This is a genomic window from Leminorella grimontii ATCC 33999 = DSM 5078 (assembly GCF_000439085.1).
GTDB lineage: Bacteria > Pseudomonadota > Gammaproteobacteria > Enterobacterales > Enterobacteriaceae > Leminorella > Leminorella grimontii.
Genome location: NZ_AUUA01000003.1, coordinates 139,351 through 165,104, shown reverse-complemented (window position 1 = coordinate 165,104; position 25,754 = coordinate 139,351). Strand labels below are relative to the sequence as shown.

Here is a 25,754-nt window from a genome sequence, read left to right as displayed (position 1 = left end):
GCGAATTTGGGGCGGGGATGCACGGTAAACGCCGTATTTATGCACACCAGGCTGCAAATATAGGCACAACGAAACGGCAGGGGGCTTCAGCGAGCGATAAGGCCGAAAGAGTCTTTGGCAAGGCTGCGGCACTTAATCTTTTCATCAATGGGAATTCGTTTTAAATCTCGGTAGCTGGCGCTGCCGAGCTCTTCCATATTGAGCTGGTTGTAGTTGCTCAAGTCCCAGTGGTTTTGTTGAGCAAAATAGATAAGCGCGCGCTTGATTTCAGGAATAGGCAAATCACCGTAGCCGCACTCTTGCTTAAGGTATAAGAATACGGCGGTCAGGTCGGCGAGGTCTTCGGCCTCGGGCTCCGTTAAAGCCTGGCTCTCGAAAGAGAGCCCCGACAGGGACAGCAGTAAAAGGGGTAATCGAAAGAAGGATTTGCGCGTCATATCACTGATATTCGTTACGGATTCCTAACGACGTTATCACACCGCATGACGATGACAAATCTTTTTATTCTTTCGGCCTGCGCGGGAATAAAACGGAAAAGGGTAACGACACCGCTCTCAGGCGCGATAGCGGTAGTCGGAAGGGGTCTTGTCATACATTTTTTTAAACGCTCGGGTAAAGCTTTGCTGAGAGTCGAACTGATACTTATAGGCGATGTCCGCAATGGTTTTGCGGCTTTGCTTAAGCTCGGACGCCGCATTTTGCAGGCGCTTTTTGCGAATGTAGGTCGCCAGCGAATCGCCGGTGGTGTTCTTAAACAGCCGCTGTAGATGCCACTGAGAGTAACCGGCCTTCGTGGCGACGCGCTTGACGTTAAGCGGCTCCTCTAAATGGTTCTCTATCCAACTGACCAAGTCATGAATAATGGTTGTTTGCAGCATTGCGTTATTTCCTTCAGCTATGGTTCCGAGCTCGGGTTCTTCAGGCTCGTCTTTTGCATTTCTTGACTAAATGCGTCTTATTCATTTCATATTCGTACTGTACGGTACAGTATTTTATTGAGGGAAAAGCGTCAAATAAAACAGCACTAAAGGTCAAAAATGGGGGAACCCGCAGGAGAGCTGGAATGTGTGGACATGTAATCAAATTAATTTATAAATGTTAAAAAATTTTAGCATTAAAAGTTAATACAGCGTCAGTTTTTGGATCTAGGATTCATGCATGGTTTGAATTAAATTGATTTAGATTTTTTTATTATATTTATTTAATTCAAATTATTAGGTTTTTATCCATTAATATGTTGGATAATTTTGAATATCATATTCAGAAATTTTGAATTAAATATCTGGATGAAAATTACGAGGCAATTTTATGAAAAAGTCAGCTGCACTTATCGCTTTGCTATTCTCACTTGGCGCCGGTTCCGCTATGGCGGCGACTCAGGTTAGCAGCCAACAGGCACAGCAGTTACAAAGCATGGGCTCTATTTCCGGTTCGGTTCAGGTCGTTGACATGGACCAAGCGGTGAGCGCCATTGCGAAAAAGGCGGAAAGCATGAATGCAGGGCACTATCGCGTTATCGCGGTGGATTCACGGGATAACTCGAATAACTGGCGTATTTCTGCTGAGCTCTACCGCTAACCGGTTGTAGTGGCTGCCGAAGCGGGTATGAATAGTTTGGGACCGGACGGAATTTTATTTGCCTTCTGTCCGGCGTATGATGACGGAACGTAGAATTTGAAAGGGCGTTCATCATGAAATTAGTATCGGCTTCGGTGATGTTTCTGACGCTTATTATCAGCAGCTATGCAAGCGCCATTACGGAGATCCCCCGCCGCGACGTGGCTGAAAAAATGGGGCTGCAGAGCATGGGGGTGATTAGCCTTACGGTAGACGTTTCAACCCAGGATCAGGCCGTTGAGGCGATTGCTAAAAAGGCTGAAAAAGAAGGGGCTGACTACTATCGCGTCATTGGCGCACGCGACTATGACACTTCCCCTTACTGGCGGGTTTCCGCCGAGATTTACCGCGCAGGCGGAACGGATACCGCGCCGGCTAAAAAGTAGCGCACCCTATTTTCCCTCGATTGAACCAAACGGCGGCCTCGTCCTGTAGGCTGCCGTTTTTCTATTTTGATAAGCAAACGTTAACGTATTTTACATATGCCACATCCATCAAAAAGATGCCTTCTGATAACAATAAATAATTCATTGTTTTTAATTTATAAATTTACCGTGGTGGCCAAAAGGCCAGTTGCGTGAATACGTATCAAAATGTAATAAAAAATACATATATCTCTTTGGGAGAGGTCGGAGGAGTTTGTCGTTGGCTTTTTTGTTTGCAGGTTTTTTTGCCCTGCGAGTTGAAACATTTTCAGGTAAGGGGCGCTCTTGAGAGCGCGGTTAGGGGAATATTCGGAACTCTATGATGAAAATAAAAAATGACGTCCAGGATGGAAAACGCGCCGCTTTGACCGATGAACCACAAAGAATGACTCGGGTGCGGGCCCGTACGATGGACAAGTTGATGACGACGGCAATGAACGTGCTCGAGAACGGCAAAATACCCTCCATTACAGAGCTGGCATGCGAAGCCGGCGTATCCCGGGCAACGGCCTACCGCTATTTCCCAACTCAGAGTGCGCTGATATCCGCTATCGTCAGCGACGTTTTAGCCCCGATGAAAGCCTGGAAGCCAAAAGAGAAGTCCGTGGCCGAGCGTCTGGAATCTCTGCTGGCTTTCGCCTATCCCCAGTTGGAAAGGCACGAAGGCGCCCTGAGAGCCGCGCTGCGCATCTCTCTTGAGCAGTGGGCTGCCCAACGCTCAGGGGAAGGCGAGGCCGACATGGGGCCGCCGCTGATAAGAGGAAACCGTAAGCAGCTGGTGGAGTTAGTCGCTCAGCCGATGAAAGAAAAGATGCCCAAGGCCGAATGGGACAGAATGAAGTATGCCTTTTCCCTGATTTATGGTTCAGAAGTTTTTCTTGTCCTCAAGGATATCTGGGGGCTGGAGAGCAACCAGGTTCTCGACGTCATACAGTGGATGGGCAAGGCTATCGTGCGCCAGTCCGAAGAAGAGGCCGGGCTGACTCAGCATTAACCAACGTTGATGCCCAGCGTCTCGGCGCCGTATGGCGGCAGCCTGAATCGCAGTGGGTATAGCCGGTCGATGTCCCCTTTTTATCGTCCGGCTTTTTTCTACCTTTAACCGCTTACCTTTCTCCTCGTGGGTTATGTATAACCGATGCTAAGATGTGTTACACTCCTTGGCCTTCCGTTTAATAACGCTCAATTCTAAAGGATCGTTCGATCGGGCTCCCCGATCGTTTTTCGCTATGAAACATATTGTTGAAACCATGATTTCCGAGCAGGAAGTGAAGGCGCGCATTGCTGAACTGGCTGCTGAGATTAACGCACGCTATAGCGATAGCGGTAAAGAGCTGGTGCTGGTTGGGCTGCTTCGCGGTTCGTTTATCTTCATGGCCGACCTGTGTCGAATGATAACGGTTCCCCACGAAGTCGATTTTATGACCGCTTCCAGCTACGGCAACAGCATGGACAGCAACCGCGACGTAAAAATTCTTAAAGATTTGGATGAAGACATTCGCGGTAAAGACGTGCTGATCGTCGAGGACATCATCGATACGGGCTATACCCTGACCAAAGTACGCGAAATTCTGCTGCTGCGAGAGCCTAACTCGCTGGCGCTCTGTACGCTGCTGGACAAGCCGTCTCGCCGTGAAGTACCGGTACCGATCGACTATATTGGCTTTTCTATCGCCGATGAGTTTGTAGTGGGATACGGTATTGACTATGCGCAGCGCTATCGCCATCTGCCCTACGTCGGTAAGGTCGTTCTGCTGGACGAATAAAGTTAAAAAAATAACCCGGGCGGCGTCTGCCGCTCGGGTTTTTACCTGAAGGCGGTTACTTGTCCGCCTTGTCCGTAACGAGCAGGTTGGAAATAGCCTTGCGGTACAGCAGCTCGAGTGATTCGCGGCTTGAGGCGCTGATTTCCAAGTCGCGCAGTTTTCCGTCCTGTACGTCATAAACCCAGCCGTGGATCAGCACCTTTTGCCCGCGCTTCCAGGCCGACTGCACGATGGTTGAGTGGCCCAGGTTATAAACCTGTTCCACCACGTTGATTTCGCTGAGCAGGTTGGCGCGCTTTTCCGGCGGGAATTCGCCGATAAGCGAGCTGTGCTTATACCAAATGTCGCGGATGTGCAGCAGCCAGTTGTTAATCAGCCCCAGCTCCGGGTTGTCAATGGCGGCAGTAACGCCGCCGCACTCGTAGTGCCCGCAGATGATGATGTGCTCAATTTCCAGCACCTCAACCGCATACTGCACGACGGAAAGACAGTTTAAATCGGTGTGAATAACCAGGTTAGCGACGTTGCGGTGAACGAACAGCTCGCCAGGCTCAAGCCCGGTCAGGCGTTCAGCCGGTACGCGGCTATCGGAACAACCAATCCATAGAAAACGCGGCTTTTGCGCCAGCGCCAGACGTTCAAAAAATCCGGGATCGTCCTTGCTGATAGTAGCTGACCAAACCTCGTTGTTGTGCATCAGTCGTTCAATGTCTTTCATAAGTGCTATCGCTCATTGTGTTTAACGGCGTTAATATACTCGTCATACTTCAAGTTGTTGGCGCAGAAGCTGACCGTTCGGCAGAGAAGGGCCAAGGCAGCTTCATCAGGAAGACGACCGAGCGTTATTTTATACCTGATTGAATTGTTTCAAAAGTGTTAATTGATTTGTTATGCAGAGCTAGAGCGATTAAGCTGGTCGTATGTGTGGGGAATAACCCACGAATCTGCTCCGTTCCTCATTTTTCAAAATAAGGTAATCCTGTTGGCTATGACGTACGCGCTAGAATTATCTAAGTTAACCAAAGTGTATGCCGGCGGCGTTAAGGCGCTTAAAGGCATCGATTTGACCGTCGAAGCCGGCGATTTTTACGCGCTGCTGGGGCCCAACGGCGCGGGGAAATCGACCACTATCGGCATCATCAGTTCCCTTGTCAATAAAACCTCCGGGCAGGTAAAGGTGTTTGGCTACGATACCGATACCTCTTTGGTAAACGCCAAGCGGCAGCTGGGGCTGGTGCCTCAAGAGTTTAACTTTAACCCTTTTGAAACCGTGCTGCAGATAGTTGTCACTCAGGCCGGATACTACGGCGTGCCGCGCCAGGAGGCGATGGAGCGCGCCAAGATGTATCTTAAGCGCCTGGAGCTTTGGGAAAAGCGCAACGAGCGCGCGATGCGCCTTTCCGGCGGCATGAAGCGCCGGTTGATGATTGCCCGCGCGCTGATGCATCAGCCCAAGCTGCTTATCCTCGATGAGCCGACTGCGGGCGTCGATATCGAGCTGCGCCGCTCGATGTGGCTATTTTTGAAAGAGCTTAATCAGCAGGGCATTACTATTATCTTGACCACGCACTACCTGGAAGAGGCGGAGATGCTGTGCCGCAACATTGGCATCATTCGTCAGGGAGAGCTGGTGGAAAACACCTCCATGCGCGAGCTGCTGTCCAAACTGCAGTCGGAAACCTTTATTCTCGACCTGGCGCCCAAGAGCCCGATCCCGCAGTTGGAAGGGTACGTCAGCCGCCTGGTGGATACCGCCACGCTTGAAGTCGACGTGGAGAGGGAGCAGGGGCTTAACGGCGTCTTCGCCCAGCTTAGCGCGCAGGGCGTGCCGGTCTTGAGTATGAGAAACAAGGCGAACCGTTTGGAAGAGCTGTTTGTTCATCTGGTTAACGACTATAAGGAAGGCGAGCAATGATTCGTTTGTACTGGATTGCGCTAAAAAGCATCTGGATTAAGGAAGTCACCCGCTTCGCCCGGATTTGGATCCAGACGTTGGTGCCTCCTGTCATTACCATGACGCTCTACTTCATTATTTTCGGCAACCTTATCGGTGGGCGCATCGGCGAAATGCAGGGCTTTGGCTATATGCAGTTTATCGTGCCGGGCCTTATCATGATGTCGGTTATTACCAACTCCTACTCTAACGTGGCGTCTTCGTTCTTTGGCGCTAAGTATCAGCACAGCATTGAAGAGCTACTGGTAGCGCCGGTGCCTACCCACATTATTATCCTTGGCTTTGTCGGCGGCGGCGTTGCGCGAGGGATCTGCGTCGGCATTCTGGTTACGCTGGTGTCGCTGTTCTTCGTACCGCTGGAAATCCACTCCTGGTGGGTGATTGCCGCGACGTTGCTTTTGACGTCGGTACTGTTTTCACTCGGTGGATTGGTTAACGCGGTGTTTGCCGAAACGTTCGACGATATCAGCATCGTGCCGACGTTCGTGCTGACGCCGTTAACCTACTTGGGCGGCGTCTTCTATTCACTGACCCTGCTGCCGCCGGTGTGGCAGATGGTGTCCAAAGTGAACCCGATAGTCTATATGATTAGCGGCTTTCGCTACGGCTTTCTCGGTATTACCGACGTATCGCTTGCGATGACGTTTGGCGTACTGCTGGCCTTTACCGCCGGGTTTTATCTGCTGAGCTGGTGGCTGATTTCCCGTGGAAGAGGGCTGCGTAGCTGACGTTTATTTGTTTGTATTGTTTCGGCGGGTTATCATCCGCCGACCGTTTTTCCTTTCTTTGATTTAAACAGGGACGTTTTAGTGATGAAAAAGATATCTTTTATTTTCGGCGCATTTTTAATGCTGCTGCTGACCGGTTGCGACATGAACAAGCCGGAAATCACCGCCGAGCAGTTTCAAACCGCGATGGAAGCGGAAGGCTTTACGATGGATAACTCCAAGGATTCAAACGGCAAAGACGACGTTATCAAGCGCTATCTGATTGCGGAAAAGGACGGCGTGGCCGTTAATTTCTTGACGTTTTCCAACGAGGCGCAGGCTACTCGTGCCTATAGTCTGATGCAAAAAAAGTATGAGGAAGAGAAGTCGGCGTCGAACCTGACCTCTTCAAATAAAGTCAGCATGGGAAATTACAATAAATACTCCCTGAGATATAACGATAACTATGCGCTGATGTCTCAGATTGGCAGTACGCTTATTTATGTCGGCACGCAGGCGGACAAACGGGAATGGATTGCTTCCGTCGTCGAAAAGCTGGGCTACTAGCGTTTTTTGTAACCCGTTCCGTCTTGGATGAAAAGGATGTCATCAATGACAAAGACCGTTTTAATCACCTTCCTGCTGCTGGGCGCAGGGCTTTTCGCCTCTTACGCGGCGCTCTCTGAGCAGCCGCTGGAAGTTCCGTTCGCGGCGCAGGACGCGGTGATATCGGCGCCCGTGAAGCCTAAAACCAACCTGGCGCTGGCCCGCAGCGCCGAAACTCAGATTGGCAAAACCCTCTACTACGACCCCGCCTATGTCTCTTTGCCTTATCCTAACGGCGACGTACCGGAAGACCGCGGCGTGTGTTCTGACGTCGTTATTCGCGCTTTGCGCCTTCAGGGCGCAGATTTACAGCAATTAGTTCATAAGGATATGAAGGCGAATTTTTCGTCCTATCCCGCGCGCTGGGGGCTAAAAAAGCCCGATACAAATATCGATCACCGACGCGTTCCGAATCTTGAAACTTATTTTAATCGGCATAGAATGGGCGAGCCGATTACGTTTAATCCAAAAGATTACCAGCCCGGAGACATTGTTTCCTGGCGTTTAACTAATGGATTACCCCACATCGGTATTGTGACCGACAGCTATACCTCTGACGGACGGCCTTTAGTGGTTCACAATATAGGTTCCGGAGCTCGGGTTGAGGATATTCTCTTTTTATGGACGATAAACGGACACTACCGCTATTTTTCTGAGTAAATAATGACGTTATTTATTGGAAGGACGGCGCGGTCTTATTTCAGGATGTCTCATCTTTGCCTCTATCGTCCGGTTATCTTTATGATTCTAATAAAATCAATACGATAATTTTATGAACTTCAAACATGTTCTCCGTTTGCCGATTGCGCTGTTTCTGTTCGTCGTCGGCTCCATGCTGGTCTGCGCGCAGGATACGCCTTTGCCTGATGCGAAATCCCCTCCGATTCAGGTCAAGCTGATCCGCGACAGCGAGGTTATGGCGCCGGTTGCTGGCGAAGTGATTAAGGTCGGCACGCTGCGCGAAAACGTGGAGCTTATGGCCTATCCGCTTAACGATGACTACTATGAATTTACCTTCGGCAACGGCAACGGGCTTATTGATAAAGACGATCTGAAGCCGGTGCAAAAATCGAAAAAGGCGATGGGGCTTGAACTGGCGGATCTGCAAAAGCTTAATCAGAACCTGATAACTACTCGTACGACCTCGCTCTACAACCATCCTACTGCGAAGAGCCGCGTCTTCGGCGAGCTGAACGAGAACCTGCGTTATCCTATTTTGGGGCGGCTTAAAGGCGATGACGGGGTCCTGTGGTATGAAATCAACGTCGGTGACGACGTAAAGTACGTGCGTGCCGACGACTGCGAGCTGGACAACGGCATTCCCGTCCTGACCTATCACCACGTGCTTCGGGACGAAGAGAACAAGCTTTTCCGCAATACGTCCACCACTACGTCGGATACCGCGCTCGACGCCCAGATGGGCTACCTGAAAAGCGCTGGCTATAAAACCCTGTCTATGGCTCAGCTTGAAGGCTATTTGAACAACAGCGTTAACCTCCCGGCGAAGGCGGTCGTACTGACGTTTGACGACGGCCTGAAGTCGGTTTATCGCTACGCCTACCCAATACTGAAAAAGTACGACCAGCATGCGGTTGCGTTTATCATTTCTTCTCGCGTTAAGCACAATCCTCAGGCGTGGGACGCCAGTTCGCTGCAGTTTATGAGCATCAGCGAACTGAAGCAGATTCAGGACGTGTTCGAGATCCAGTCGCACACCCACTTTTTGCACCGCTATTCTGACGACCGGCGCCCGGTTCTGCTAAGCCGCACCGAGCACAATATTCAGCTGGACTTCGAACGCTCTGCCCGCGCGCTGCGGCAGTTTAATCCTAAGGTGCTTTACGTTTCCTATCCGTTTGGCGGCTATAACGACAAGGCGATTGAAGCGGCCAGGCTGGCGGGGTATCGTCTGGCGGTTACGACGGTGAGAGGAAAAGTGAAGCCGGGCGATAACCCGTTTACGCTCAAGCGGCTTTATATCTTACGCACTGACTCTATCGACACCATGGCCGAGCGCATTGCCAACAACCGTTCAGACGTCAAGCCGATGGAGGTAAAGCAGTAAGCTCAATAGCCTAGGGCGAAAACCAGAGAGAGACTCCCTCATTGCTCAGCTGTGCCAGACGTTGGTGCAGCGGCGTTCCATCGGGGAAGATGAGGTCGGGAGCGATGTCGGCCAGCGGGTAAAGCATAAAGGCCCGATTGTGCATATCGTAGTGGGGGACCGTCAGGCGAGGCGTATTGATGATGCGCTCGCCAAACAGCAGGATGTCGAGATCCAGCGTGCGGGGGCCCCAGCGCTCTTCTTTTCTGACCCGTCCCTGCTGGAGCTCAATCTTTTGAGTGGCATCCAGCAGCGCTTCAGGCTCCAGCGTGGTTTCCAGCTCGACCACCGCATTAAGGTAGTCGGGCTGATCTTTAGGCCCCAGCGGCGCAGTGCGGAAATAGCGCGAACAGCTGACCAGCCGCGTTTGTTCAATGCGTTTGATAGCCTCCAGCGCCGCTTCAACCTGCTTTAGCGGCTGCTCCAGATTGCTTCCCAGCGCGATAAATACCCGAGTCACGCCTTAGTCCTGAGCTTTAGGCGTCCGCTTGCGCGGACGGCGAGGGCGGCGGGGCCTGTCGGGTTCGTCGCCCAGAGAGTTAAGCATGGTTTTTTGCCGCTGGGTGTCCGCTTCCTGAAACTCTTCCCACCAGTGGCCAAGCTTCTCCAGTTCGCCTCGCTCAATTTCGCCGCGCAGCAGCAGCAAATCGAACGCCGCCCGGAATTTGGGGTGCTCCATCAGCTTATAGGCCTTTTTACCCTGGCGGCGCGGCAGGCGGATTTGTAGCTGCCAAATGTCGCGAACCAGCGAAGTGATGCGCTTAGGGATAGCCAGCGTACGGCACTGTTCGTCCAGCGTATCGTTCATTGCCAGCGCAAAGGCGTCGTAGTAGGTCAAGCCGCTTTCCTGAGCCAGCTTGTGGGCAAGCTCGACCAGCGGATACCACAGCATGGCGGCAAACAGGAAGGCCGGATTAACGCGCTTTCCGCTTTGCAGGCGGCGGTCGGTGTTCTGCAATACTTTCGCCAGCAGCTTTTCCATATTGCTGTCGCCGCCGGGCGTGAAGTTACGGGCGATAACCGGGAACAGCGGGCCGAACAGCCGGTGCTCGCGCATCAGCAGATAGGTATCGTACCCTTGGCCGGACTGTAAAAGCTTGAGCGCCTCCTCAAACAGCCGTGCGGGAGGAATGTCGTTCAGCAGCTCCGCCAGTCGTGGAATGGGCTCGGCGGTCGTCGGGTCTATTTTCATACCTAGCTTGGCGGCAAAACGCACCGCCCGCAGCATTCTGACCGGATCTTCGCGATAGCGAACTTCCGGTTCGCCGATAAGCCTGATGATGCCCTGCTGGAGGTCGCTTAAGCCGCCGGTAAAGTCGCGCAGCGTGAAGTCGCTGGCGCTGTAGTAAAGGCTATTGATAGTAAAGTCGCGGCGATAGGCATCTTCAGTAATTGAACCGTACACGTTGTCGCGCAGCAGCATGCCGCTGTTGGCCTGCTGAGAGGCATTTTTATCGTCGCTGTCGTCGTGGGTGCCGCGGAAGGTGGCGACTTCGATGATTTCCGGCCCGAACATGATGTGGGCAAGGCGGAAACGGCGACCAATCAGGCGGCAGTTGCGAAACAGCTTGCGCACCTGCTCCGGCGTGGCGCTGGTGGTGATATCGAAATCTTTCGGCTTTTTGTTTAACAGCAGATCGCGGACGCCGCCGCCGACCAGATAGGCTTCATAACCGGCCTTATTCAGCCGATAGAGCACTTTCAGCGCGTTGTCGCTGATGTCTTGGCGGGAAATGTTGTGCTGCGCGCGAGGAACGATAAGAACGTCGTCTTGGGCATTGTCGTCTTGCAGTTCGCCTGATCCAGGCTCTCGAGTGAATACCTTGCGGCAAAAATCAGCTACGCGGGTAAAAATAGGACACCTCGGTTGTTGTCTTTCTGTAAACCAATGAGCCCGAAAGCGCGCTTGCGCCATAACGGCCAAGCGGTCGGGCTCTGAAAATTCGTTAATTCCGCCCTTAGGCGGACGACATCATCCACTGTGGATGAAAAAATCGGCGGCCTATGATAGCTCACGCGAAGGCGTTTGAGAACGAAAACCGTATTAGGGCCGCTTTCCTCAATTACTGGTAGCGCCTGTACTGTGCGAAGGGCAGGGGATCGACGACGGCGTCCAGTGGCCGATCGCCCACGCCAGAAGTTCGTCGGTCGATGCATCGGCCCAGCCGTCGGGCAGCGTTTGCCCAAGAAACGTGAGCGCCTTGCCAAGCGTCGGCACGGGATTTCCTTCCGGCAGCGCCGGCGCGTGATTCTGCTTGGACAGCTTGTCGCCCGCCTCGTTGAGCGCCAGCGGCAGGTGCAGGTAGTCCGGTTCCCGCCAGCCAAGCTGGCGATAGAGCGCAATCTGCCTGACGGTGGGAAGGATGAGATCGGCGCCGCGTACGATTTCCGTCACGCCCTGAAAGTGGTCGTCCACCACGACGGCAAGGTTATAGGCGAACAGGCCGTCTTTGCGGTGAATGATAAAGTCTTCTTTGGCAAATTCAGGCGGCACGTTGATATCGCCGCAGAGTTGGTCGTGAAAGCCTAAAACGGGCTTAGCTAATCTAAGTCTGAGGGCAGCTCCGCCTGCGGGAAGGTTCAGGTCTCTGCAGTGGCCGTCGTAAACGCCGTCAAGCAGCTGGATTCGAGCGCGGGTGCAGTTGCAGTAGTAGCAGAGATTTTGTTGATAGAGGGAGTCAAGCACCTGCCGATAGGCGTCGGCGCGCTGAGACTGATAGAGAACGTCGCCGTCCCAGTGAAGCCCGTAGCGCGCAAGCGCGTTCAGTATTCTGGACGCGGCGCCGGCAACCTCACGCGGAGGATCGATATCCTCAATGCGGACCAGCCAGCGTCCGCGGCGGGCCTTGGCCTGCAAGAAGCTGCCCAGCGCGGCGATGAGTGAACCAAAGTGCAGGTCTCCGGAAGGAGAGGGGGCAAAGCGCCCCACATAACGAGTCGTCATGAAAATGGAGTATGCGTTAAGAAAGGCGAACCTTTCTCTTTAACGGTATATCAGCGAAGCCGGATGGCGGCGTTAGCCCGCCATCTGCTTTTCACGGATCTCAGCCAGCGTTTTACAGTCGATGCACAGATCGGCCGTAGGACGGGCTTCAAGACGGCGAATGCCGATTTCAACGCCGCATGACTCACAGTAGCCGAACTCGCCTTCAGCGATTTTTTGTAGCGTTTTGTCGATTTTCTTGATCAACTTACGCTCGCGATCGCGGTTACGCAGCTCCAGGCTGAATTCTTCTTCCTGCGTCGCACGGTCAGCAGGATCGGGGAAGTTTGCCGCTTCGTCTTGCATATGGCTAACGGTGCGGTCAACTTCATCCCTGAGCTGCCCACGCCACGCTTCAAGAATCAGCTTGAAGTGTGTAAGCTGGGCTTCGTTCATATATTCCTCTCCCGGCTTCTCTTGATAAGGCTCTAAGCCCGCAATAGCCAGGATACTTAAGGACGAGGTCTTACGCTTTTGCCCTTCTTGCATTTTGCTTCTCCTACAAAATACGCGTTGTCGATTTGACTCTAAGAAAAAATCAGGCCGCTATAAATAACAGATGAGGATGAAGTTAGCAATTTTTCCTCCTCTGAGTATGACAATGCTGTGAGGGAAAGCACTTTCCGCTGTAAACACTGTCGTTTCTTTAAGCAAAACTGTTTCACGCGTTATTTTTTATTCTAAAAATCACTCTTTAAAAGGTAGCGGCGCCTGCAGGATCATCCCCTTTGGGGAGATATCTGCTTTATAACAGACGACTTCGACACCGCATTCCTGAACTCGTTCAAAAAGCTTAGCGTAAGTCGGATCTACGTGCCTTGCGACGTCGACGCACTCAATGCCTGAATGCAGTACGGCAAACAGCAAAACGGCTCGATGACCCCGCCCGGCTTCGGCCTGCAGCTCTCTTAGGTGCTTCTGGCCGCGCGCGGTGACGGCGTCGGGAAAGTAGCCGCATCCGTTTTCCAGCAGCGTGACTGACTTCACTTCAATATAGCAGTCAGGCCTGTTTTCGTGCCCCAGCAGAAAGTCGATGCGGCTGTTCTCTTCCCCGTAGCGCACCTCGCTGCGAAGGGTCTCGTAGCCCTTTAGCGGTGCGATGTTGCCCTGTTGCAATGCCTCTTTCACCAGCTCATTGGCCCGTAACGTATTGATACAAATAAAGTGCCCAGCTTGAGTTTGAGTGAGCTCCCACGAGTGCGCATATTTCCGCTTTGGATTCTCGGACGTAGAGTACCAAACCGTGTCGCCGGGCTCCGCGCAGCCGGTCATTGCGCCGGTGTTGGCGCAGTGCAGCGTCAGGGTTTCGCCCTGTGGCGTGACGACGTCGGCTAAAAATCGCTTATAGCGCTTGATAAGCAAAGCGGATTTCAGCGGGGAGGAAAACAGCATGGCAGTCGTTGTCCTTCATAAGTAAAACGCTATGGGGGGAGGATTATTCACTATGTCGGGCGATAGGTAAAACACTAAACGCGTCATTTCGTCGTTTATGTCGGCAGGAATTGAAATCCCCGCGAAGCCTTATCGCTTCGCGGGGGCGCTCACTTCAAGAAGTGACGAACGTCGTCGGCAAAAAGATGAGTATCCAGAATGCCGGCCATATGCCCCTTTTGGCTCTCTATTTCTACTAAAGTGACCTCTTTTTGCATATCGCTTAGCGTCTGCGCCATCTGGCGGTTATAGACCGTTGGCTGAAGCTGATCCTGTCGGCAGGAGACCAGCAGGACCTTAGCCTGAATTTTCTCCAGCGCGTTTTTCAGCGAACCGTGCCCTCGCGCCGCGTCGTGAAGCATCGTTGCCCGGCAGGTGTAATACCAGTGGCTGGCGTCAATAACGGCGCAACTTGCCGCGACGGCGTTGCCCAGCGTGGTCTCGAATCCTAGCGGATGATCTATCGACGCATAGGGTGAACCGTCCGCGCTGTCGCGCGGGTAGGCCTGCTCATATAATTCGGCGCTAAAGGCGCTAGCGTTCATCATCTGCACCGCCAGGCGTTTACCCTCTTCTGGCTCCCGATCGTCTTCGTAGTCGCCGTTCTGCCATTTGGGATCCAGCGCAATGGCGCGCATGGCGTGCTGGCATACGTTAAACGAGGTCTGAACTGGGTTTTGAGGATTGGTGATGACACCGATTGCCCGCTCCAGCATGGTCGGATAGAGGATAGCCCACTCAATGGCGGCAAAGCCGCCGGCGGATGCGCCCGCTACGGCGTACAGTTTTTCAATACCCAACTGAGTGGTTAAGAATTCGTGCTGAATGCGCACCATGTCCTTGAAGGTGAATTGGGGAAAGCGGCTTCCCCAGCGCTTTCCCGTCGCCGGGTTGACAGATCTTGGGCCGGTCGTTATCACCTTTGGGTTTTTCCACTGTACGTTGCAGAGGTTGTCGATGGCGATAACGAAAAACCGACGGGTGTCGATAGCTTTTCCCGGCCCGATCAGGCCGTCCCAGTATCCTGGCGCTGCGTCCTGCGGCGAGTATTTTCCCGCAGCGTGGCTGGAGGCGCTGAAGTAGTGGGCGATAAGAATAACGTTGGACTTTTCGTCGTTCAGCGTTCCGTAGGTTTCATAGCCCAGCGTTATCGGAATGGACTGGCCGCACTCCAGCGTGAAGCTTGCTAACTGAAAGCTTTTCTTTTCTACCTGATTGAGTTCCATTACTTAGCCTCCTGACGCCGTTTTCTGCCGGTTTCAGGCAGAAGAAAAGAGCCGATAAAGAAAGACAAACTCAGCGCGACCGACAGGTATAGTCCGGTCTTAAAGCCGTAGGCATCGATGACCAGCCCTACGCCGTAGTACGCTACCGTTTCAAAAATATAGGAAAAGGACCAGAAGAACCCCATCATCAGCGTGAGCCTGGACGGCGTCATTTCCGGCAGCTCCTGCGGAATGGTCAACAGTGCGGTCATCGGCAAAAACATCATAAAGCCTAGGCCCGCAGCGGCGGCTAACGCCACCGGCGCGGATGATGCTGTCACCATGAGCAGACCGAAAGCGCTCATTACCAGGCCGGACCAGCGAACGATCGGTAAACGCAGCGGGAATTTTCGTACGGCAAAAATACCGCAGGCCGCGCCGACGACGCCGGCGAAGGCCACCGTGGCGCTCAGGTTTTTCGGGTCGATGGCGCTTATCTTGGAAATCGGCAGGATAGTTAATACCACGATGTAAAGCAGCAGCAGGCCGGAGTAGGTAAAAGGCATAGCATAATTGAACGGGTCTTTGAGCCCGTCGGAAAAGCCGTACTCTTTTTTCGGCGTTGAGGCAGTCGCCGCGTTAGCGGGCTGGTTCAGCGGAAAGTCTTCACCGATAAACAGCCACAGCACTAAAAGCACCGCGCTGCATCCGGCAAAGAAAATCAGCGTTCCCTGCCAGCTGTTTTGCTGCCAGGCGACGACCGGCGCAACCACTATCATGGCTAAAATGCCGCCGATGTTGTACGCCGAGGCGTTGATGCCGTTCATCAAGGGGCGCTGCGACGCTTCAAAATAGCGCACCACAAAGGGGGCGAAGTAGACCACCAGCAGCGCGCCGCCGAACCCCATGACAAAACGCATCAAAACAAACATCCAGTACTGGGTGGCGAACGCCGCCAGCAGGGCGCCCAGCACGATCGCGCTCGACGCGAAGGCCACCGCCCACTTGGGGCGAAGCTTGACCAAAAACCAGGCCGCCATCAGGTTTCCTACGATTTTTGCCAACGTAATCGCATTGGAAATCAGCGTGGCCAATGCGAACGACGTCAGGCCGAAGAAGGCCATTATGCTTCCGGTCAGCGTCGAGCCGGCAATCCAGTTCACGGCAAAAAGGGCGTAGGAGAAGAAAAGTAAAAACTCAACGAGGTAAGCGCGAAGTCCCGGTTTGTTCATTTTTCATGTCCGTCTCAGAAGTTGAAGGAAGTAACAAAAAGGAAAGGGCTCTTGGCATTAATTCTATACTGCGGCGATTTTTATTCTATGAAAGGCGACGCGTGAAATTCGTCGTCAGAAGGCGTCGTTTTAGGTTCTTTAGCGGCGACAAGTTATCGGAGCGGATGTTTCTATATAAGATGCCGCCTGGGTTCTACGCAAATGACGTGTATAATTGCGGAACACTGCGGAGGCACACTTTTTGACTATGTATGGTTTTCAGCAAAACTCTTTTTCGTTATCCATAAACGACGTTCTTGAACCTCTGTTCGAGGAGATGCAGCGTTCGCAGGCCGTATTGTTACAGGCGCCTCCCGGCGCGGGGAAGTCGACCTGGCTGCCCCTAAAGCTTCTTGAGCAGGCGTGGCTTCCTGGGAAAATTATTATGCTGGAGCCGCGCAGGCTGGCAGCGCGCAGCGTTGCCCAAAGGCTGGCGGAGCAGCTCAATGAGCCGGTGGGAGAGCGGGTCGGCTATCGCATGCGTTCAGAAAGCCAGTGTGGGGCAAACACGCGCCTTGAGGTGGTTACCGAGGGCGTGCTCATTCGCATGCTCCAGCGAGACCCCATGATGGAAGGCGTTTCTCTCGTTATCCTCGACGAGTTCCACGAGCGCAGCCTGCAGGCGGATTTGGCCCTTAGCCTGCTGTTAGACGTTCAGGGCGGTTTGAACGATGAATTAAAGCTCCTTATCATGTCGGCCACGCTGGATAACCAAAAGCTTCAGCAAACGCTGCCGCAGGCGCCGGTGATTAGCGCCGAAGGGCGCAGCTTTCCCGTCGAGCGCCGCTACCTGCCTTTACCCTCTACCGGGTACTTTGAAGATAACGTCGCCCAAGCCGTTCGACAGATTTTGAACAAGCATCAGGGCTCGCTGCTGCTGTTTTTACCCGGTGTGGCGGAAATCCGACGCGTATACGATGCGCTGAACGGTACGCTTTCGCCCGATATCGACCTGTGTCCTTTATATGGCGCGCTTTCGCTGGCCGAGCAGCAAAAGGCGATAGCGCCGTCGCCCGACGGCAGGCGCAAGGCGGTGCTGGCAACGAACATTGCCGAAACCAGTCTGACGATCGACGGCATCAGCCTGGTGGTGGACAGCGGCCTGGAGCGTACCGCGCGCTTTGACGCCAAAAGCGGGCTGACTCGCCTGGTGACGATGCGCGTCTCCAAAGCCTCGATGACCCAGCGTGCCGGGCGCGCCGGGCGACTGATGCCCGGCCAGTGTTGGCACCTGTTTTCTCAGGAGCAGGCCGAACGGGCGGCGGAACAGGGCGAACCGGAGATTTTGCAGACCGACCTTTCTATGCTCTCGATGGAGCTTCTACAGTGGGGCTGCCGCGACGCCCAGCAACTCACCTGGCTCGATCGCCCGCCGGAGGCATCGCTGTCCGCTGCGCGCCGCCTGTTGACTCAGCTTGGCGCATTGGCGCCGGACGGCGGGCTGAGCTCGGCCGGTAGAAAAATGGCCCAGATGGGCTGCGAACCCCGGCTGGCGGCCATGCTGGCCTTTGCCCAGACGCAGGGAGAAGGCTCGCTGGCGACGGCGCTTCTGCTTACGGCAATGATGGAAGAACCCCCGAGAAGCGGAAGCCGCGACGTGGCGCACTGGTTGTCCAAGCCGCTTCCCCAGTGGCAAAAACGCGTTCGACAGCTTCGCTCCAGGCTGTCTGGCCCAGTGGGAAGGCCGGACGCCGACGAAGCGCCGGTGCTTTTGGCCGTAGGGTTTGCCGACCGCATTGCCCAGCAGCGCGGCTCCGACGGCCGCTATCTGCTGGCAAACGGGCTGGGCGCACAGCTGGAGCCGGACGATCCGCTAAGCCGCTCCCCCTGGCTGGTAGCGGCCTCTTTATTACAGGGCGCCAGTAGCCCCGACGCGAGAATTTTGCTTGGTGTCGCTGCCGATCCCGAGCGGCTTGCCCTGCGCCTTCCCCATTTGGTGAGCAGCCAGAGCGCCATTGAATGGGATGAAGAAAAGGGCACGCTGCGCGCCTGGAAGCGCCAACAGATAGGCCGCCTGGTGCTGAAAGCCGCGCCGCTGGCCAAGCCGTCAACGGAGGAGCTGCACGCAGCGCTGCTTAACTGGGTAAGAACGCAGGGCGTTGACGCGTTGGGCTGGGACGACGACGCTCGCCAGCTTCGTTTGCGCATTCTGCGCGCCCGCGAGTGGCTGCCGGATTCCCCTTGGCCGGACGTCAGCGATGAAGGGCTGCTGGCGTCGCTGGAGCGCTGGCTGCTGCCTGCGCTTGAGGGCGTGCGGGATATTAAAGGCTTAAAGCAGGTTTCTTTAGCGAAGGCGCTGGGCCAGCTGTTGGACTGGCGGCAAAAGCAGCGCCTCGACGACGCGCTGCCTGTCGCCTACCGCGTGCCGACCGACAGCCTGATCCCTATTCGCTATAGCGAGGAGGGGCCGCCCGCGCTGGCCGTGCGGCTACAAGAGATGTTTGGTGAAAGGCAAACGCCGACCATTGCCGATGGGCGCGTTTCTTTGGTGGTCGAACTGCTTTCCCCGGCCCATCGGCCGTTGCAAATTACGCAGGATCTGGCCGCCTTTTGGCAGGGCGCCTATCGTGAAGTGCAAAAAGAGATGAAGGGCCGCTACCCGAAGCACGTATGGCCGGACGACCCGGCGAACGCCGCGCCGACTCGCAGAACCAAGCGGTTTTATGAGGGGTGAACGAGCCAAAATGAGATGGCGAACCTTGCTGTGTTCTAGGGTACAATACGCCCCGGTTGCGAGGATGCAGTCGGGATATTTCAAAGGGAATAAACAAACGTTGCTTGGAGTTATTGATGGCGAAAGCAAAAAAATCCCGTAAGAAGCCGGGCTTGATAAGACGCCTTTTCGGGCTGTCCATCAAGCTGGGGATTGTAGCGATAGCGCTGCTGGCTTTTTACGGCGTCTATTTGGACTCTCAGATCCGCAGCCGTATCGACGGCAAGGTATGGGATCTGCCCGCGGCGGTTTATGGCCGGATGGTCAACCTTGAGCCGGGCATGTCCTATAGCCAAAAGGAGATGGTCGATCTGCTCAACGGCATGCAGTATCGCAACGTTACTAAAATTACCCGGCCCGGTGAATATTCCGTGCAGGGCAACACCATTGAACTCCTGCGCAGGCCGTTTGACTTCCCTGACGCGAAAGAGGGGCAAATCCGCGCCCGATTGGAGTTTAACAATCTGGGCCTGGCGCGCATTTTGAATTTGGATACCGGGCGCGAGTTCGGCTTTTTCCGCCTCGATCCTAAGCTGATTACCATGCTTCAGGCGCCGAACGGCGAACAGCGCCTGTTCGTTGCCGGTAAAAATTTCCCGTACCCGATGTCTGACATGCTGATTGCGACCGAAGACCGCAACTTTTATCAGCACGACGGCATCAGCATTTTGTCTATCGGCCGGGCGGTGCTGGCTAACCTTTCCGCCGGACGCACGGTGCAGGGCGGCAGTACTCTGACGCAGCAGCTGGTGAAGAACCTGTTTTTGACCAACGAACGCTCCCTGTCGCGCAAGCTGCGCGAAGCCTATATGGCCGTTATTCTCGACGCCCGCTATAGCAAAGAGCGCATTCTTGAGCTGTATATGAACGAAGTGTTCCTTGGCCAAAGCGGCGCGGATCAAATTCGCGGCTTCCCGCTGGCCAGCCTCTACTTCTTTGGCCGACCGGTTAACGAGCTGAGCGTCGATCAGCAGGCGATGCTGGTGGGGATGGTGAAGGGCGCTTCGCTGTACAATCCGTGGAAGAACCCGCAAATCGTGCTGGAGCGCCGCAACCTGGTGCTGAAGCTGGCGCAGCAGCAAAGCGTTATCGATCAGGAGCTGTATAACGTGCTGAGCGCTCGCCCGCTGGGCGTGCAGCCCAGAGGTGGGGTGATCACGCCGCAGCCTGCGTTTATGCAATTGGTGCATCAGGAAATGAACGAAAAGCTGGGCGATAAGGTGAACAACCTGTCCGGCGTGAAGATTTTCACCACGCTCGATCCGGTATCGCAAAACGCGGCGGAAAAGGCGGTTGAGGACGGTATCCCGGCCCTGCGCGCAGCGCGCGGCGTAAACGATCTGGAAGCGGCGATGGTCATCGTTGACCGCTTCAGCGGCGAAGTGCGCGCGGTGGTCGGCGGCTCTCAGCCGCAGTTCGCCGGCTTTAACCGCGCCGTTCAGGCGCGTCGCCCTATCGGCTCTTTGGCTAAGCCGCCGACCTATCTGACCGCCCTGAGCGAGCCGGATAAGTATCGGCTTAACACCTGGCTTGCCGACGAGGCGCTGGCTATTCCTCAGCCCGGCGGTAAAACCTGGCGGCCGCAAAACTACGATCGCCAGTTCCGCGGCCGCGTGCTGCTGGTGGACGCGCTGGCCAACTCGCTGAATATCCCAACGGTTAATTTGGGGCTGGAAGTCGGGCTGGACAAGGTCAGCGATATGCTGCAGCGTCTGGGCGTGCCGGAAAGCTCGATTCAGAAAGTGCCGGCCATGCTGCTCGGATCGACCAGCCTGACGCCAATGGAGGCCGCGCAGATGTATCAAACCATCGGCAGCGGCGGCCAGAGAGCCAAGCTGTCGGTACTGCGTTCCGCTATCGCTGAAGACGGCACGGTGCTGTATCAAAGCCTGCCGCAGGCGCAGAGGGTGGTTGAACCGCAGGCGGCCTATCTGACGCTGTATGGGATGCAGCAGGTCGTTGAGCGCGGAACCTCGCGTTCGCTGACGGGCAAGTTCGGCAAGTATCATCTGGCGGCTAAAACCGGTACCACCAACGATCTGCGCGACAGCTGGTTTGTCGGCATCGACGGCAAAGAGGTGGCGATCGCCTGGGTGGGGCGCGACAACAATGGTCCCGCCAAGCTGACCGGCGCCAACGGTTCGCTGACGCTCTATCGCCGCTATCTGGAAAACCAGACGCCGCTGGCGCTCAACCTGGTGATGCCGGAGCGCGTTTCTATGATGGGCATTGACGCTGACGGCAGCTTTGTTTGCAGCGGCGGTGCACGTACGCTGCCGGTGTGGACCGACTTCCCGGATGATCTGTGTCGACAGCAGCAGCCTGCGGCTCCAACCCAGCAGGAAGAGAGCAGCGTGCCGGGCTGGATCAGGGATATGTTCGGCAACTGATGCATGACCGTGCTTTAGGGTAAATAACGGAAGGCCGCTTTGAGAAAATGCGGCCTTTTCTCTAAAACGGATATGTTTGGCGTAGTTTAAAAGGAGACTAAGTACATGGAGTTAACGTTAGAGCGCATGCGACAGGCGTTTGCCGATCTGCCCGAAGGCTATGTGACCTACGAAGAATTTTTTTCCCACCGGCCCATTGTGGACTTTTACCAGCAGAGCATCCAACAGAAGCGGCAGGATGACGCCGTAAGGTTTCTGGCCAGCGAGTTTAGCCAGAAGTCCCTGCCGCAGGCGGCGCTGATGGCGTTTCTTTGCGGCAGCCTGGTTGAGAGCGGCGCCTCGCCGGAAACCGCCTTTCTTCCCTCTGCAAACCTGCTGCTAGCTATTCTTCAAGCGCTTGAGCCTTACTGTGCCGAAGCGCCGAGCGAGGTGGAAGAGGGGGAAGAAGACGAAGAGTATATCGCTGCCTCCACGCATTTTAGCGACGTGCAGGCGCTTCTTGCCAACCTGTCGAAAGAGCCCAAAGATCGGTTAGATAAGCTGCATCGCGCCGCTGATATTCTGGTGCTGCCTTTAATGGCGATGCTGATGCGCAGCACGGAAAACCATCGGCGCTTTCTGGAAAATAAGGCGCTGGTCGCCCTGATTCGAGACTGTGCCTATAACAATGCCCTTGAGTTTAGCGATCTGCACTATTTAGAGCTGTCGGCACAGTTGACCTACGAGGACATCGTCGTTGTGCTCCCGACCAGCCGAACCGGTCTTTTGGTGAGGATCCACGCCGCCAACAACACCTTTCACGCGCTGACGCTGCTCCAGCCGCTGATGGCGGAGCATGCCGCTGCCCTACGGTTAGGACGCGTGAATCCCGACGTTTTACAACCCGAATCGGTGGAGTATGCGCGCTATAGCTGGCTGTCAGCCGTCGCCTATCAGGGTGGCGAGCTAAAAAACAGCCTGGCGCTGGCGTGGGGCGAGCCCCCTTTATACTCGCACCCGAGGCGCGGCGGGAAAGTGGTGCTTTTTGCCGTTGAAGATGAAGAGAAGAACTACCTGAAAAGAAGCTGGAATAACTTCTGTAGCGTCATCCATGAGGAACAGCGGGCCAGCGCGACGTTTATACGCTATCTGACCGAGGAAGAGGTTTCTCTATATATGGCGGGTTAGGCCCGGTTTTCCCGTTTTCTCCTTCCATTTTCTTCCTTGTTTTATTTTGAAATAACCCGCTTTCATTTTGAAATGAAAGCGGGTTTCTTCATATTAAGAAACGTGACGCTAGTCACCGGCAAAAAAACGAATCCGAAAAAAGCGTTTATTAAAAATTTTTAATATCAATTGGATATGATTTTTCCGTTTGAGTTTATGCCGCTTGGCACGGCGAATGCAATAAGGAGGACGTAGCTAACAACAAACTCAAAAAGGAGAAAGTGAATGACCTTTAAAATTCTGCTTCCGCAGGAAATCATGCAGGAAGGAAGAGAATATCTTGAAAGCCGCGGCTATCAGCTGATTGACGGCTCCGGGATGGAAGAAGAGGACATTATCCGCGACATTCCCGACTGCGACGGCATCATCGTTCGTCTTTCCAAAATGTCCGATCGCGTGTTTGAAGCGGCGAAAAAGCTGAAGGTGGTTGCTCGCCACGGTGCCGGCTACGACACCGTCGACCTGGAATCCGCCAAGCGTCACGGCGTCACCGTACTCAATGCCCCGGTGGCAAACAGCATGTCGGTGGCTGAACTGGCCATTTTCTACATGCTGCACTGCTCTCGCAACTTCAAGCTGGTCCAGCAAAAGATGCTGGAAGACTACTACTTCGCCAAGCTGCGTACGCCAAAGGTTGAGCTGGACGGTAAAACGCTGGGCATCATCGGCGTCGGCAACATCGGCTCTCGCGTAGCGCTTAAGGCCCTTCACGGCTTTAACATGAAGGTCATCGCCTACGATCCGTACAAAACTCAGGATCAGGTTCCGGAAGGCGTAGAGCTGACCGACGACTTCGATCGCATCTTTAAAGAGAGCGACTTTGTCTCTCTGCACTGCCCGGCGACTAAAGAAACCTTCGACTTCATCGGCGAGAAGCAGCTTGCCATGATGAAGCCGACCGCTTATCTCATCAACACGGCGCGCGGAAAGATTGTCGATGAAGGCGCGCTGTATCGCGCTCTGAAAGACGGCGTTATCGCCGGCGCTGGCGTAGACGTCCTGAAAGAAGAGCCGTTTAATCCTGAACATCCGCTGTTTAGCCTGAACAATATCGTTATTGCCCCCCACATTGGCGCGGCGACCAAAGAGGCAACGGACAGGGCTTCCCTGCATTCCGCCATCGGCGTTGACGAAGTGCTGTCTGGCAAAAAGCCATCCTGGCCGGTCCCTGGATTCTGAGGAGAATAAAAATGACGATTGGAAATCGAATCTTCACCAAGCGCCCTGAGTTTGATCTCGCACTGATCGAGGGTTACAAAGCGCTTCCTGCCGCCAACGTAGCGGACAAAATGAACCGCATCGCCGTACTGGGCAACGGTATTCGGCGGATTTCATCGCCCAAGGCGCCGGTAATGGCGGGCTATGCGATTACCGTAAAGGCTCGCGCCGGGGATAACCTGATGCTGCACGCCGCGCTGGACATGGCGGGAGAAAATGACGTGATCGTGGTTTCAAACGAAGGCGATCGTTCGCGTGCGCTGATGGGCGAAATCATGGTGGCCTATGCGCACTACGATAAAAAGATCGCCGGCATCGTGCTGGACGGCCCGATACGGGATATCGACGCGCTGTCACAAATGGACTTCCCCCTTTTCGCCACCGGCTCCAACCCGGCCGGCCCTTTCAAAGAGGGACCGGGCGAGGTGAATACGCCGATTGCCGTCGGCGGCGTGGCCGTTTGTCCGGGCGATCTCATCATCGGTGACGCCGATGGCGTTATCGTTGTTCCTTTAAGCGACGCCGCTGGTCTGCTTGAGGCAGCGACGGAGTATGCGAAGTTTGACTCCTCCAAGGTTGAAGCGGCAAAAAGCGGAAAGGCGAACCGCGCTTGGGTAAATAAGTCGCTTATTGAAAAGGGCGTTGAAGTTATCGACGACGTGTATCGCTAAGTGCACGTTTTCTATAAATTCTCATAAATAATAATCAGCCATGCTAACCGCACGGCGGCGCATGGCTGTCAAAAAAGGGTAACAACGATGTTCTATTTAAAACTCTTACCTATTATTTTATTTCCGGTGCTTTTCTGGGTTATACCTAATCCCGAAGGCGTTTCGGCCCAGACGTGGCACATGGTCGGCATTTATTTGGCGATGCTGTGCGGGCTGGTTTTACGCCCATTTACCGATGCGGTCATTATGCTCATTATTCTTGGCATCGCTTCGGTCTTTATTTCTCCCAACCTGCTTTTCGCCGGATTCGGCAGCCCGATGGTATGGTTTATCATCAGCGCCTTTATCATCTGTAAGGCGTTCGTCATTACCGGACTGGGTAAACGAATCGCCTATTTGTTGCTGAGAAAATACGGAAAAAATACGCTGACGCTCGGCTATCTAATGATGGTAACCGACACCGTTTTGGCGCCGGCGACCGGTTCCAACATGTCTCGCTCCGGCGGCATCACCTATCCTATTTTCCGCAATATCGCCGAAGCGCTGGGCTCCACGCCTGAAGAGGGCAGCCGCAAAATCGGCGCCTACCTGACTATCCTGATGTACGTTGTGTCAATGGGCACCTCGTCGCTGTTTTTGACCGGCATGGCGACTAACTCGATCACCGTGTCGCTTGCTAACGAAATCATGGGGGTAAACCTCGAGTGGATGGTCTGGTTCAAGGCCGCCATCGTTCCCGCCGGCATTATCCTGTTGGCCGCGCCGCTGATTATGTACAAGCTTTATGCGCCCGAACTGAAAAAGATCGACAACGTGGCTGAAATCGCAAATCAGGGGCTATCCGCGCTTGGGCCGGTGAAGCGTGAAGAAAAGCTGCTGATGCTCTTCTTCGTGCTGGGCGTTTTGGGCTGGATGACAGGCTCGCTGACGGGCATTGCCTTTATTCCCGTCGGATTGGCGTTTTTAGGCTGCCTACTGCTGTTTAAAGTGCTGAGCTGGAACGACGTGGTTAGCGAAAAGAGCGCGTGGCAAACCTTCGTATGGTACGGCGCGTTTTACGGCGCGGCGGTAGCGCTTTCCAAGGGCGGTTTCTACGTCTACCTGGTGGAGCTGATTAAAAACTATCTCGATCTTTCCCAACTGAGTGAGCTTAGCGCGCTGGGCGTGCTGGTGTTTATCAGCCTGGCGGTGCGCTACTTCTTTGTTTCCAACAGCGCCTTTGTGGTGTCTTTCTATCCGGTGCTGTTCACGCTGGGAATGACGACGCAAGCACACCCTATGTACGTCGCGCTTTCGCTGGCCTTCTCTGCGGGCTATGGCGCGCTGCTTACCCACTACGGCAACGGCGCGGGGGTCTTCACCTTCTCAAGCGGATACGTGCCGCAAAAAACGTTCTGGCTGCTTGGCACCATCATGGTGCTCATCAACGTGTTGGTCTACTTCCTCATCGGCATACCGTACTGGAAGATGATTGGAATTTAACGTTT

Annotated in this window: 24 protein-coding genes and 1 pseudogene; 15 read left to right on the top strand and 10 right to left on the bottom strand. The window is 54.5% G+C overall.

All coding sequences use genetic code 11. The annotated features are described in order from the left end of the window. Nucleotides 1–86 precede the first annotated feature (86 nt). Entirely contained in the window at nt 87–437 is a 351-nt protein-coding gene (locus tag G544_RS0107655) for a YacC family pilotin-like protein (RefSeq protein WP_027274047.1), read from the bottom strand. Between the two features lie 117 nt (nt 438–554). After that, on the bottom strand, nt 555–878 hold the full coding sequence (locus tag G544_RS20175; protein ID WP_051155628.1) for a helix-turn-helix domain-containing protein: 324 nt from the start codon (nt 876–878) through the stop codon (nt 555–557). Between the two features lie 430 nt (nt 879–1,308). Here G544_RS20175 and G544_RS0107645 point away from each other — a divergent pair, with 430 nt between their 5' ends. From G544_RS0107645 to hpt, 4 genes are all read left to right on the top strand, one after another. After that, a complete protein-coding gene (locus tag G544_RS0107645; protein ID WP_027274046.1) occupies nt 1,309–1,578 on the top strand; it encodes a YdgH/BhsA/McbA family protein in 270 nt (89 codons plus the stop codon). Between the two features lie 113 nt (nt 1,579–1,691). Next, the gene (locus G544_RS20170) at nt 1,692–2,003 is read left to right on the top strand and encodes a YdgH/BhsA/McbA family protein (protein WP_036023589.1); all 312 of its coding nucleotides are present in this window, start codon (nt 1,692–1,694) and stop codon (nt 2,001–2,003) included. A 361-nt stretch (nt 2,004–2,364) separates the two neighbouring features. Beyond that, a complete protein-coding gene (locus tag G544_RS0107635) occupies nt 2,365–3,036 on the top strand; it encodes a TetR/AcrR family transcriptional regulator (RefSeq protein ID WP_174788499.1) in 672 nt (223 codons plus the stop codon). Between the two features lie 235 nt (nt 3,037–3,271). Further along, nucleotides 3,272–3,808 carry a hypoxanthine phosphoribosyltransferase gene (gene hpt, locus G544_RS0107630; RefSeq protein ID WP_027274044.1) on the top strand — a complete coding sequence of 179 codons (537 nt, stop codon included), beginning with the start codon at nt 3,272–3,274 and terminating at the stop codon, nt 3,806–3,808. Between the two features lie 55 nt (nt 3,809–3,863). Here the strand turns inward: hpt and can are convergent, their stop codons facing one another. Continuing rightward, nucleotides 3,864–4,526: a carbonate dehydratase gene (can, locus tag G544_RS0107625; RefSeq protein WP_027274043.1), complete on the bottom strand. Its 663-nt coding sequence runs from the start codon at nt 4,524–4,526 to the stop codon at nt 3,864–3,866. Between the two features lie 270 nt (nt 4,527–4,796). On the opposite strand from can, the gene G544_RS0107620 reads away from it, so the two are divergent. From G544_RS0107620 to G544_RS0107600, 5 genes are all read left to right on the top strand, one after another. Next, a complete protein-coding gene (locus G544_RS0107620) occupies nt 4,797–5,723 on the top strand; it encodes an ABC transporter ATP-binding protein (RefSeq protein WP_027274042.1) in 927 nt (308 codons plus the stop codon). After that, nucleotides 5,720–6,490, top strand: coding sequence for an ABC transporter permease (locus G544_RS0107615; RefSeq protein ID WP_027274041.1), 771 nt, complete (start codon nt 5,720–5,722; stop codon nt 6,488–6,490). Before G544_RS0107620 ends, G544_RS0107615 begins: the two co-directional genes overlap by 4 nt. 84 nt (nt 6,491–6,574) lie before the next feature. After that, on the top strand, nt 6,575–7,036 hold the full coding sequence (locus G544_RS0107610) for a hypothetical protein (RefSeq protein WP_027274040.1): 462 nt from the start codon (nt 6,575–6,577) through the stop codon (nt 7,034–7,036). A 45-nt stretch (nt 7,037–7,081) separates the two neighbouring features. Then, the gene (locus tag G544_RS0107605) at nt 7,082–7,735 is read left to right on the top strand and encodes a DUF1287 domain-containing protein (protein ID WP_174788500.1); all 654 of its coding nucleotides are present in this window, start codon (nt 7,082–7,084) and stop codon (nt 7,733–7,735) included. A 112-nt stretch (nt 7,736–7,847) separates the two neighbouring features. Continuing rightward, nucleotides 7,848–9,140 (top strand): polysaccharide deacetylase family protein, encoded by a 1,293-nt coding sequence (locus tag G544_RS0107600; RefSeq protein ID WP_036023587.1) that lies wholly within the window; start codon nt 7,848–7,850, stop codon nt 9,138–9,140. 10 nt (nt 9,141–9,150) lie between these two features. On the opposite strand, the gene folK is transcribed toward G544_RS0107600, so the two are convergent. The 7 genes from folK to G544_RS0107565 all read right to left on the bottom strand — a co-directional run bounded on the left by folK (nt 9,151) and on the right by G544_RS0107565 (nt 16,030). Continuing rightward, nucleotides 9,151–9,639, bottom strand: a complete 489-nt coding sequence (gene folK / locus G544_RS0107595; protein WP_027274037.1) for a 2-amino-4-hydroxy-6-hydroxymethyldihydropteridine diphosphokinase — start codon at nt 9,637–9,639, stop codon at nt 9,151–9,153. A gap of 3 nt (nt 9,640–9,642) precedes the next feature. Next, complete coding sequence (pcnB, locus tag G544_RS0107590; protein ID WP_027274036.1) at nt 9,643–11,034, bottom strand: polynucleotide adenylyltransferase PcnB; 1,392 nt, start codon at nt 11,032–11,034, stop codon at nt 9,643–9,645. A 204-nt stretch (nt 11,035–11,238) separates the two neighbouring features. Then, nucleotides 11,239–12,123 (bottom strand): tRNA glutamyl-Q(34) synthetase GluQRS, encoded by an 885-nt coding sequence (gluQRS, locus tag G544_RS0107585; RefSeq protein ID WP_036023584.1) that lies wholly within the window; start codon nt 12,121–12,123, stop codon nt 11,239–11,241. Nucleotides 12,124–12,195: 72 nt separating this feature from the next. Then, a complete protein-coding gene (gene dksA, locus G544_RS0107580) occupies nt 12,196–12,651 on the bottom strand; it encodes an RNA polymerase-binding protein DksA (protein ID WP_027274034.1) in 456 nt (151 codons plus the stop codon). 198 nt (nt 12,652–12,849) lie between these two features. Beyond that, on the bottom strand, nt 12,850–13,554 hold the full coding sequence (sfsA, locus tag G544_RS0107575) for a DNA/RNA nuclease SfsA (protein ID WP_027274033.1): 705 nt from the start codon (nt 13,552–13,554) through the stop codon (nt 12,850–12,852). Between the two features lie 149 nt (nt 13,555–13,703). Beyond that, complete coding sequence (locus G544_RS0107570) at nt 13,704–14,819, bottom strand: alpha/beta fold hydrolase (protein WP_027274032.1); 1,116 nt, start codon at nt 14,817–14,819, stop codon at nt 13,704–13,706. Continuing rightward, on the bottom strand, nt 14,819–16,030 hold the full coding sequence (locus G544_RS0107565; RefSeq protein ID WP_027274031.1) for an MFS transporter: 1,212 nt from the start codon (nt 16,028–16,030) through the stop codon (nt 14,819–14,821). Before G544_RS0107565 ends, G544_RS0107570 begins: the two co-directional genes overlap by 1 nt. Before the next feature lie 247 nt (nt 16,031–16,277). Here G544_RS0107565 and hrpB point away from each other — a divergent pair, with 247 nt between their 5' ends. From hrpB to G544_RS0107530, 6 genes and pseudogenes are all read left to right on the top strand, one after another. Continuing rightward, nucleotides 16,278–18,743 (top strand): ATP-dependent helicase HrpB, encoded by a 2,466-nt coding sequence (gene hrpB / locus G544_RS0107560; RefSeq protein ID WP_027274030.1) that lies wholly within the window; start codon nt 16,278–16,280, stop codon nt 18,741–18,743. Nucleotides 18,744–18,871: 128 nt separating this feature from the next. Beyond that, nucleotides 18,872–21,172, top strand: a pseudogene (gene mrcB, locus G544_RS20165) (bifunctional glycosyl transferase/transpeptidase); the annotation flags it as partial. Nucleotides 21,173–21,277: 105 nt separating this feature from the next. Further along, a complete protein-coding gene (locus G544_RS20160) occupies nt 21,278–22,339 on the top strand; it encodes a hypothetical protein (RefSeq protein ID WP_051155626.1) in 1,062 nt (353 codons plus the stop codon). A 264-nt stretch (nt 22,340–22,603) separates the two neighbouring features. Continuing rightward, nucleotides 22,604–23,557, top strand: a complete 954-nt coding sequence (locus G544_RS0107540) for a hydroxyacid dehydrogenase (RefSeq protein WP_027274029.1) — start codon at nt 22,604–22,606, stop codon at nt 23,555–23,557. Nucleotides 23,558–23,568: 11 nt separating this feature from the next. Next, nucleotides 23,569–24,267: an RraA family protein gene (locus tag G544_RS0107535; RefSeq protein WP_027274028.1), complete on the top strand. Its 699-nt coding sequence runs from the start codon at nt 23,569–23,571 to the stop codon at nt 24,265–24,267. Nucleotides 24,268–24,354: 87 nt separating this feature from the next. After that, the gene (locus tag G544_RS0107530) at nt 24,355–25,749 is read left to right on the top strand and encodes a DASS family sodium-coupled anion symporter (protein WP_027274027.1); all 1,395 of its coding nucleotides are present in this window, start codon (nt 24,355–24,357) and stop codon (nt 25,747–25,749) included. Nucleotides 25,750–25,754: the final 5 nt, after the last annotated feature.

Bases quoted from the DNA above. Each gene is read 5' to 3' on its own strand.
- G544_RS0107655 (WP_027274047.1), bottom strand. From the start codon at position 437: ATGACGCGCAAATCCTTCTTTCGATTACCCCTTTTACTGCTGTCCCTG.
- G544_RS20175 (WP_051155628.1), bottom strand. From the start codon at position 878: ATGCTGCAAACAACCATTATTCATGACTTGGTCAGTTGGATAGAGAAC.
- G544_RS0107645 (WP_027274046.1), top strand. From the start codon at position 1,309: ATGAAAAAGTCAGCTGCACTTATCGCTTTGCTATTCTCACTTGGCGCC.
- G544_RS20170 (WP_036023589.1), top strand. From the start codon at position 1,692: ATGAAATTAGTATCGGCTTCGGTGATGTTTCTGACGCTTATTATCAGC.
- G544_RS0107635 (WP_174788499.1), top strand. From the start codon at position 2,365: ATGAAAATAAAAAATGACGTCCAGGATGGAAAACGCGCCGCTTTGACC.
- hpt (WP_027274044.1), top strand. From the start codon at position 3,272: ATGAAACATATTGTTGAAACCATGATTTCCGAGCAGGAAGTGAAGGCG.
- can (WP_027274043.1), bottom strand. From the start codon at position 4,526: ATGAAAGACATTGAACGACTGATGCACAACAACGAGGTTTGGTCAGCT.
- G544_RS0107620 (WP_027274042.1), top strand. From the start codon at position 4,797: ATGACGTACGCGCTAGAATTATCTAAGTTAACCAAAGTGTATGCCGGC.
- G544_RS0107615 (WP_027274041.1), top strand. From the start codon at position 5,720: ATGATTCGTTTGTACTGGATTGCGCTAAAAAGCATCTGGATTAAGGAA.
- G544_RS0107610 (WP_027274040.1), top strand. From the start codon at position 6,575: ATGAAAAAGATATCTTTTATTTTCGGCGCATTTTTAATGCTGCTGCTG.
- G544_RS0107605 (WP_174788500.1), top strand. From the start codon at position 7,082: ATGACAAAGACCGTTTTAATCACCTTCCTGCTGCTGGGCGCAGGGCTT.
- G544_RS0107600 (WP_036023587.1), top strand. From the start codon at position 7,848: ATGAACTTCAAACATGTTCTCCGTTTGCCGATTGCGCTGTTTCTGTTC.
- gluQRS (WP_036023584.1), bottom strand. From the start codon at position 12,123: ATGACGACTCGTTATGTGGGGCGCTTTGCCCCCTCTCCTTCCGGAGAC.
- dksA (WP_027274034.1), bottom strand. From the start codon at position 12,651: ATGCAAGAAGGGCAAAAGCGTAAGACCTCGTCCTTAAGTATCCTGGCT.
- sfsA (WP_027274033.1), bottom strand. From the start codon at position 13,554: ATGCTGTTTTCCTCCCCGCTGAAATCCGCTTTGCTTATCAAGCGCTAT.
- G544_RS0107570 (WP_027274032.1), bottom strand. From the start codon at position 14,819: ATGGAACTCAATCAGGTAGAAAAGAAAAGCTTTCAGTTAGCAAGCTTC.
- G544_RS0107565 (WP_027274031.1), bottom strand. From the start codon at position 16,030: ATGAACAAACCGGGACTTCGCGCTTACCTCGTTGAGTTTTTACTTTTC.
- hrpB (WP_027274030.1), top strand. From the start codon at position 16,278: ATGTATGGTTTTCAGCAAAACTCTTTTTCGTTATCCATAAACGACGTT.
- G544_RS20160 (WP_051155626.1), top strand. From the start codon at position 21,278: ATGGAGTTAACGTTAGAGCGCATGCGACAGGCGTTTGCCGATCTGCCC.
- G544_RS0107540 (WP_027274029.1), top strand. From the start codon at position 22,604: ATGACCTTTAAAATTCTGCTTCCGCAGGAAATCATGCAGGAAGGAAGA.
- G544_RS0107535 (WP_027274028.1), top strand. From the start codon at position 23,569: ATGACGATTGGAAATCGAATCTTCACCAAGCGCCCTGAGTTTGATCTC.
- G544_RS0107530 (WP_027274027.1), top strand. From the start codon at position 24,355: ATGTTCTATTTAAAACTCTTACCTATTATTTTATTTCCGGTGCTTTTC.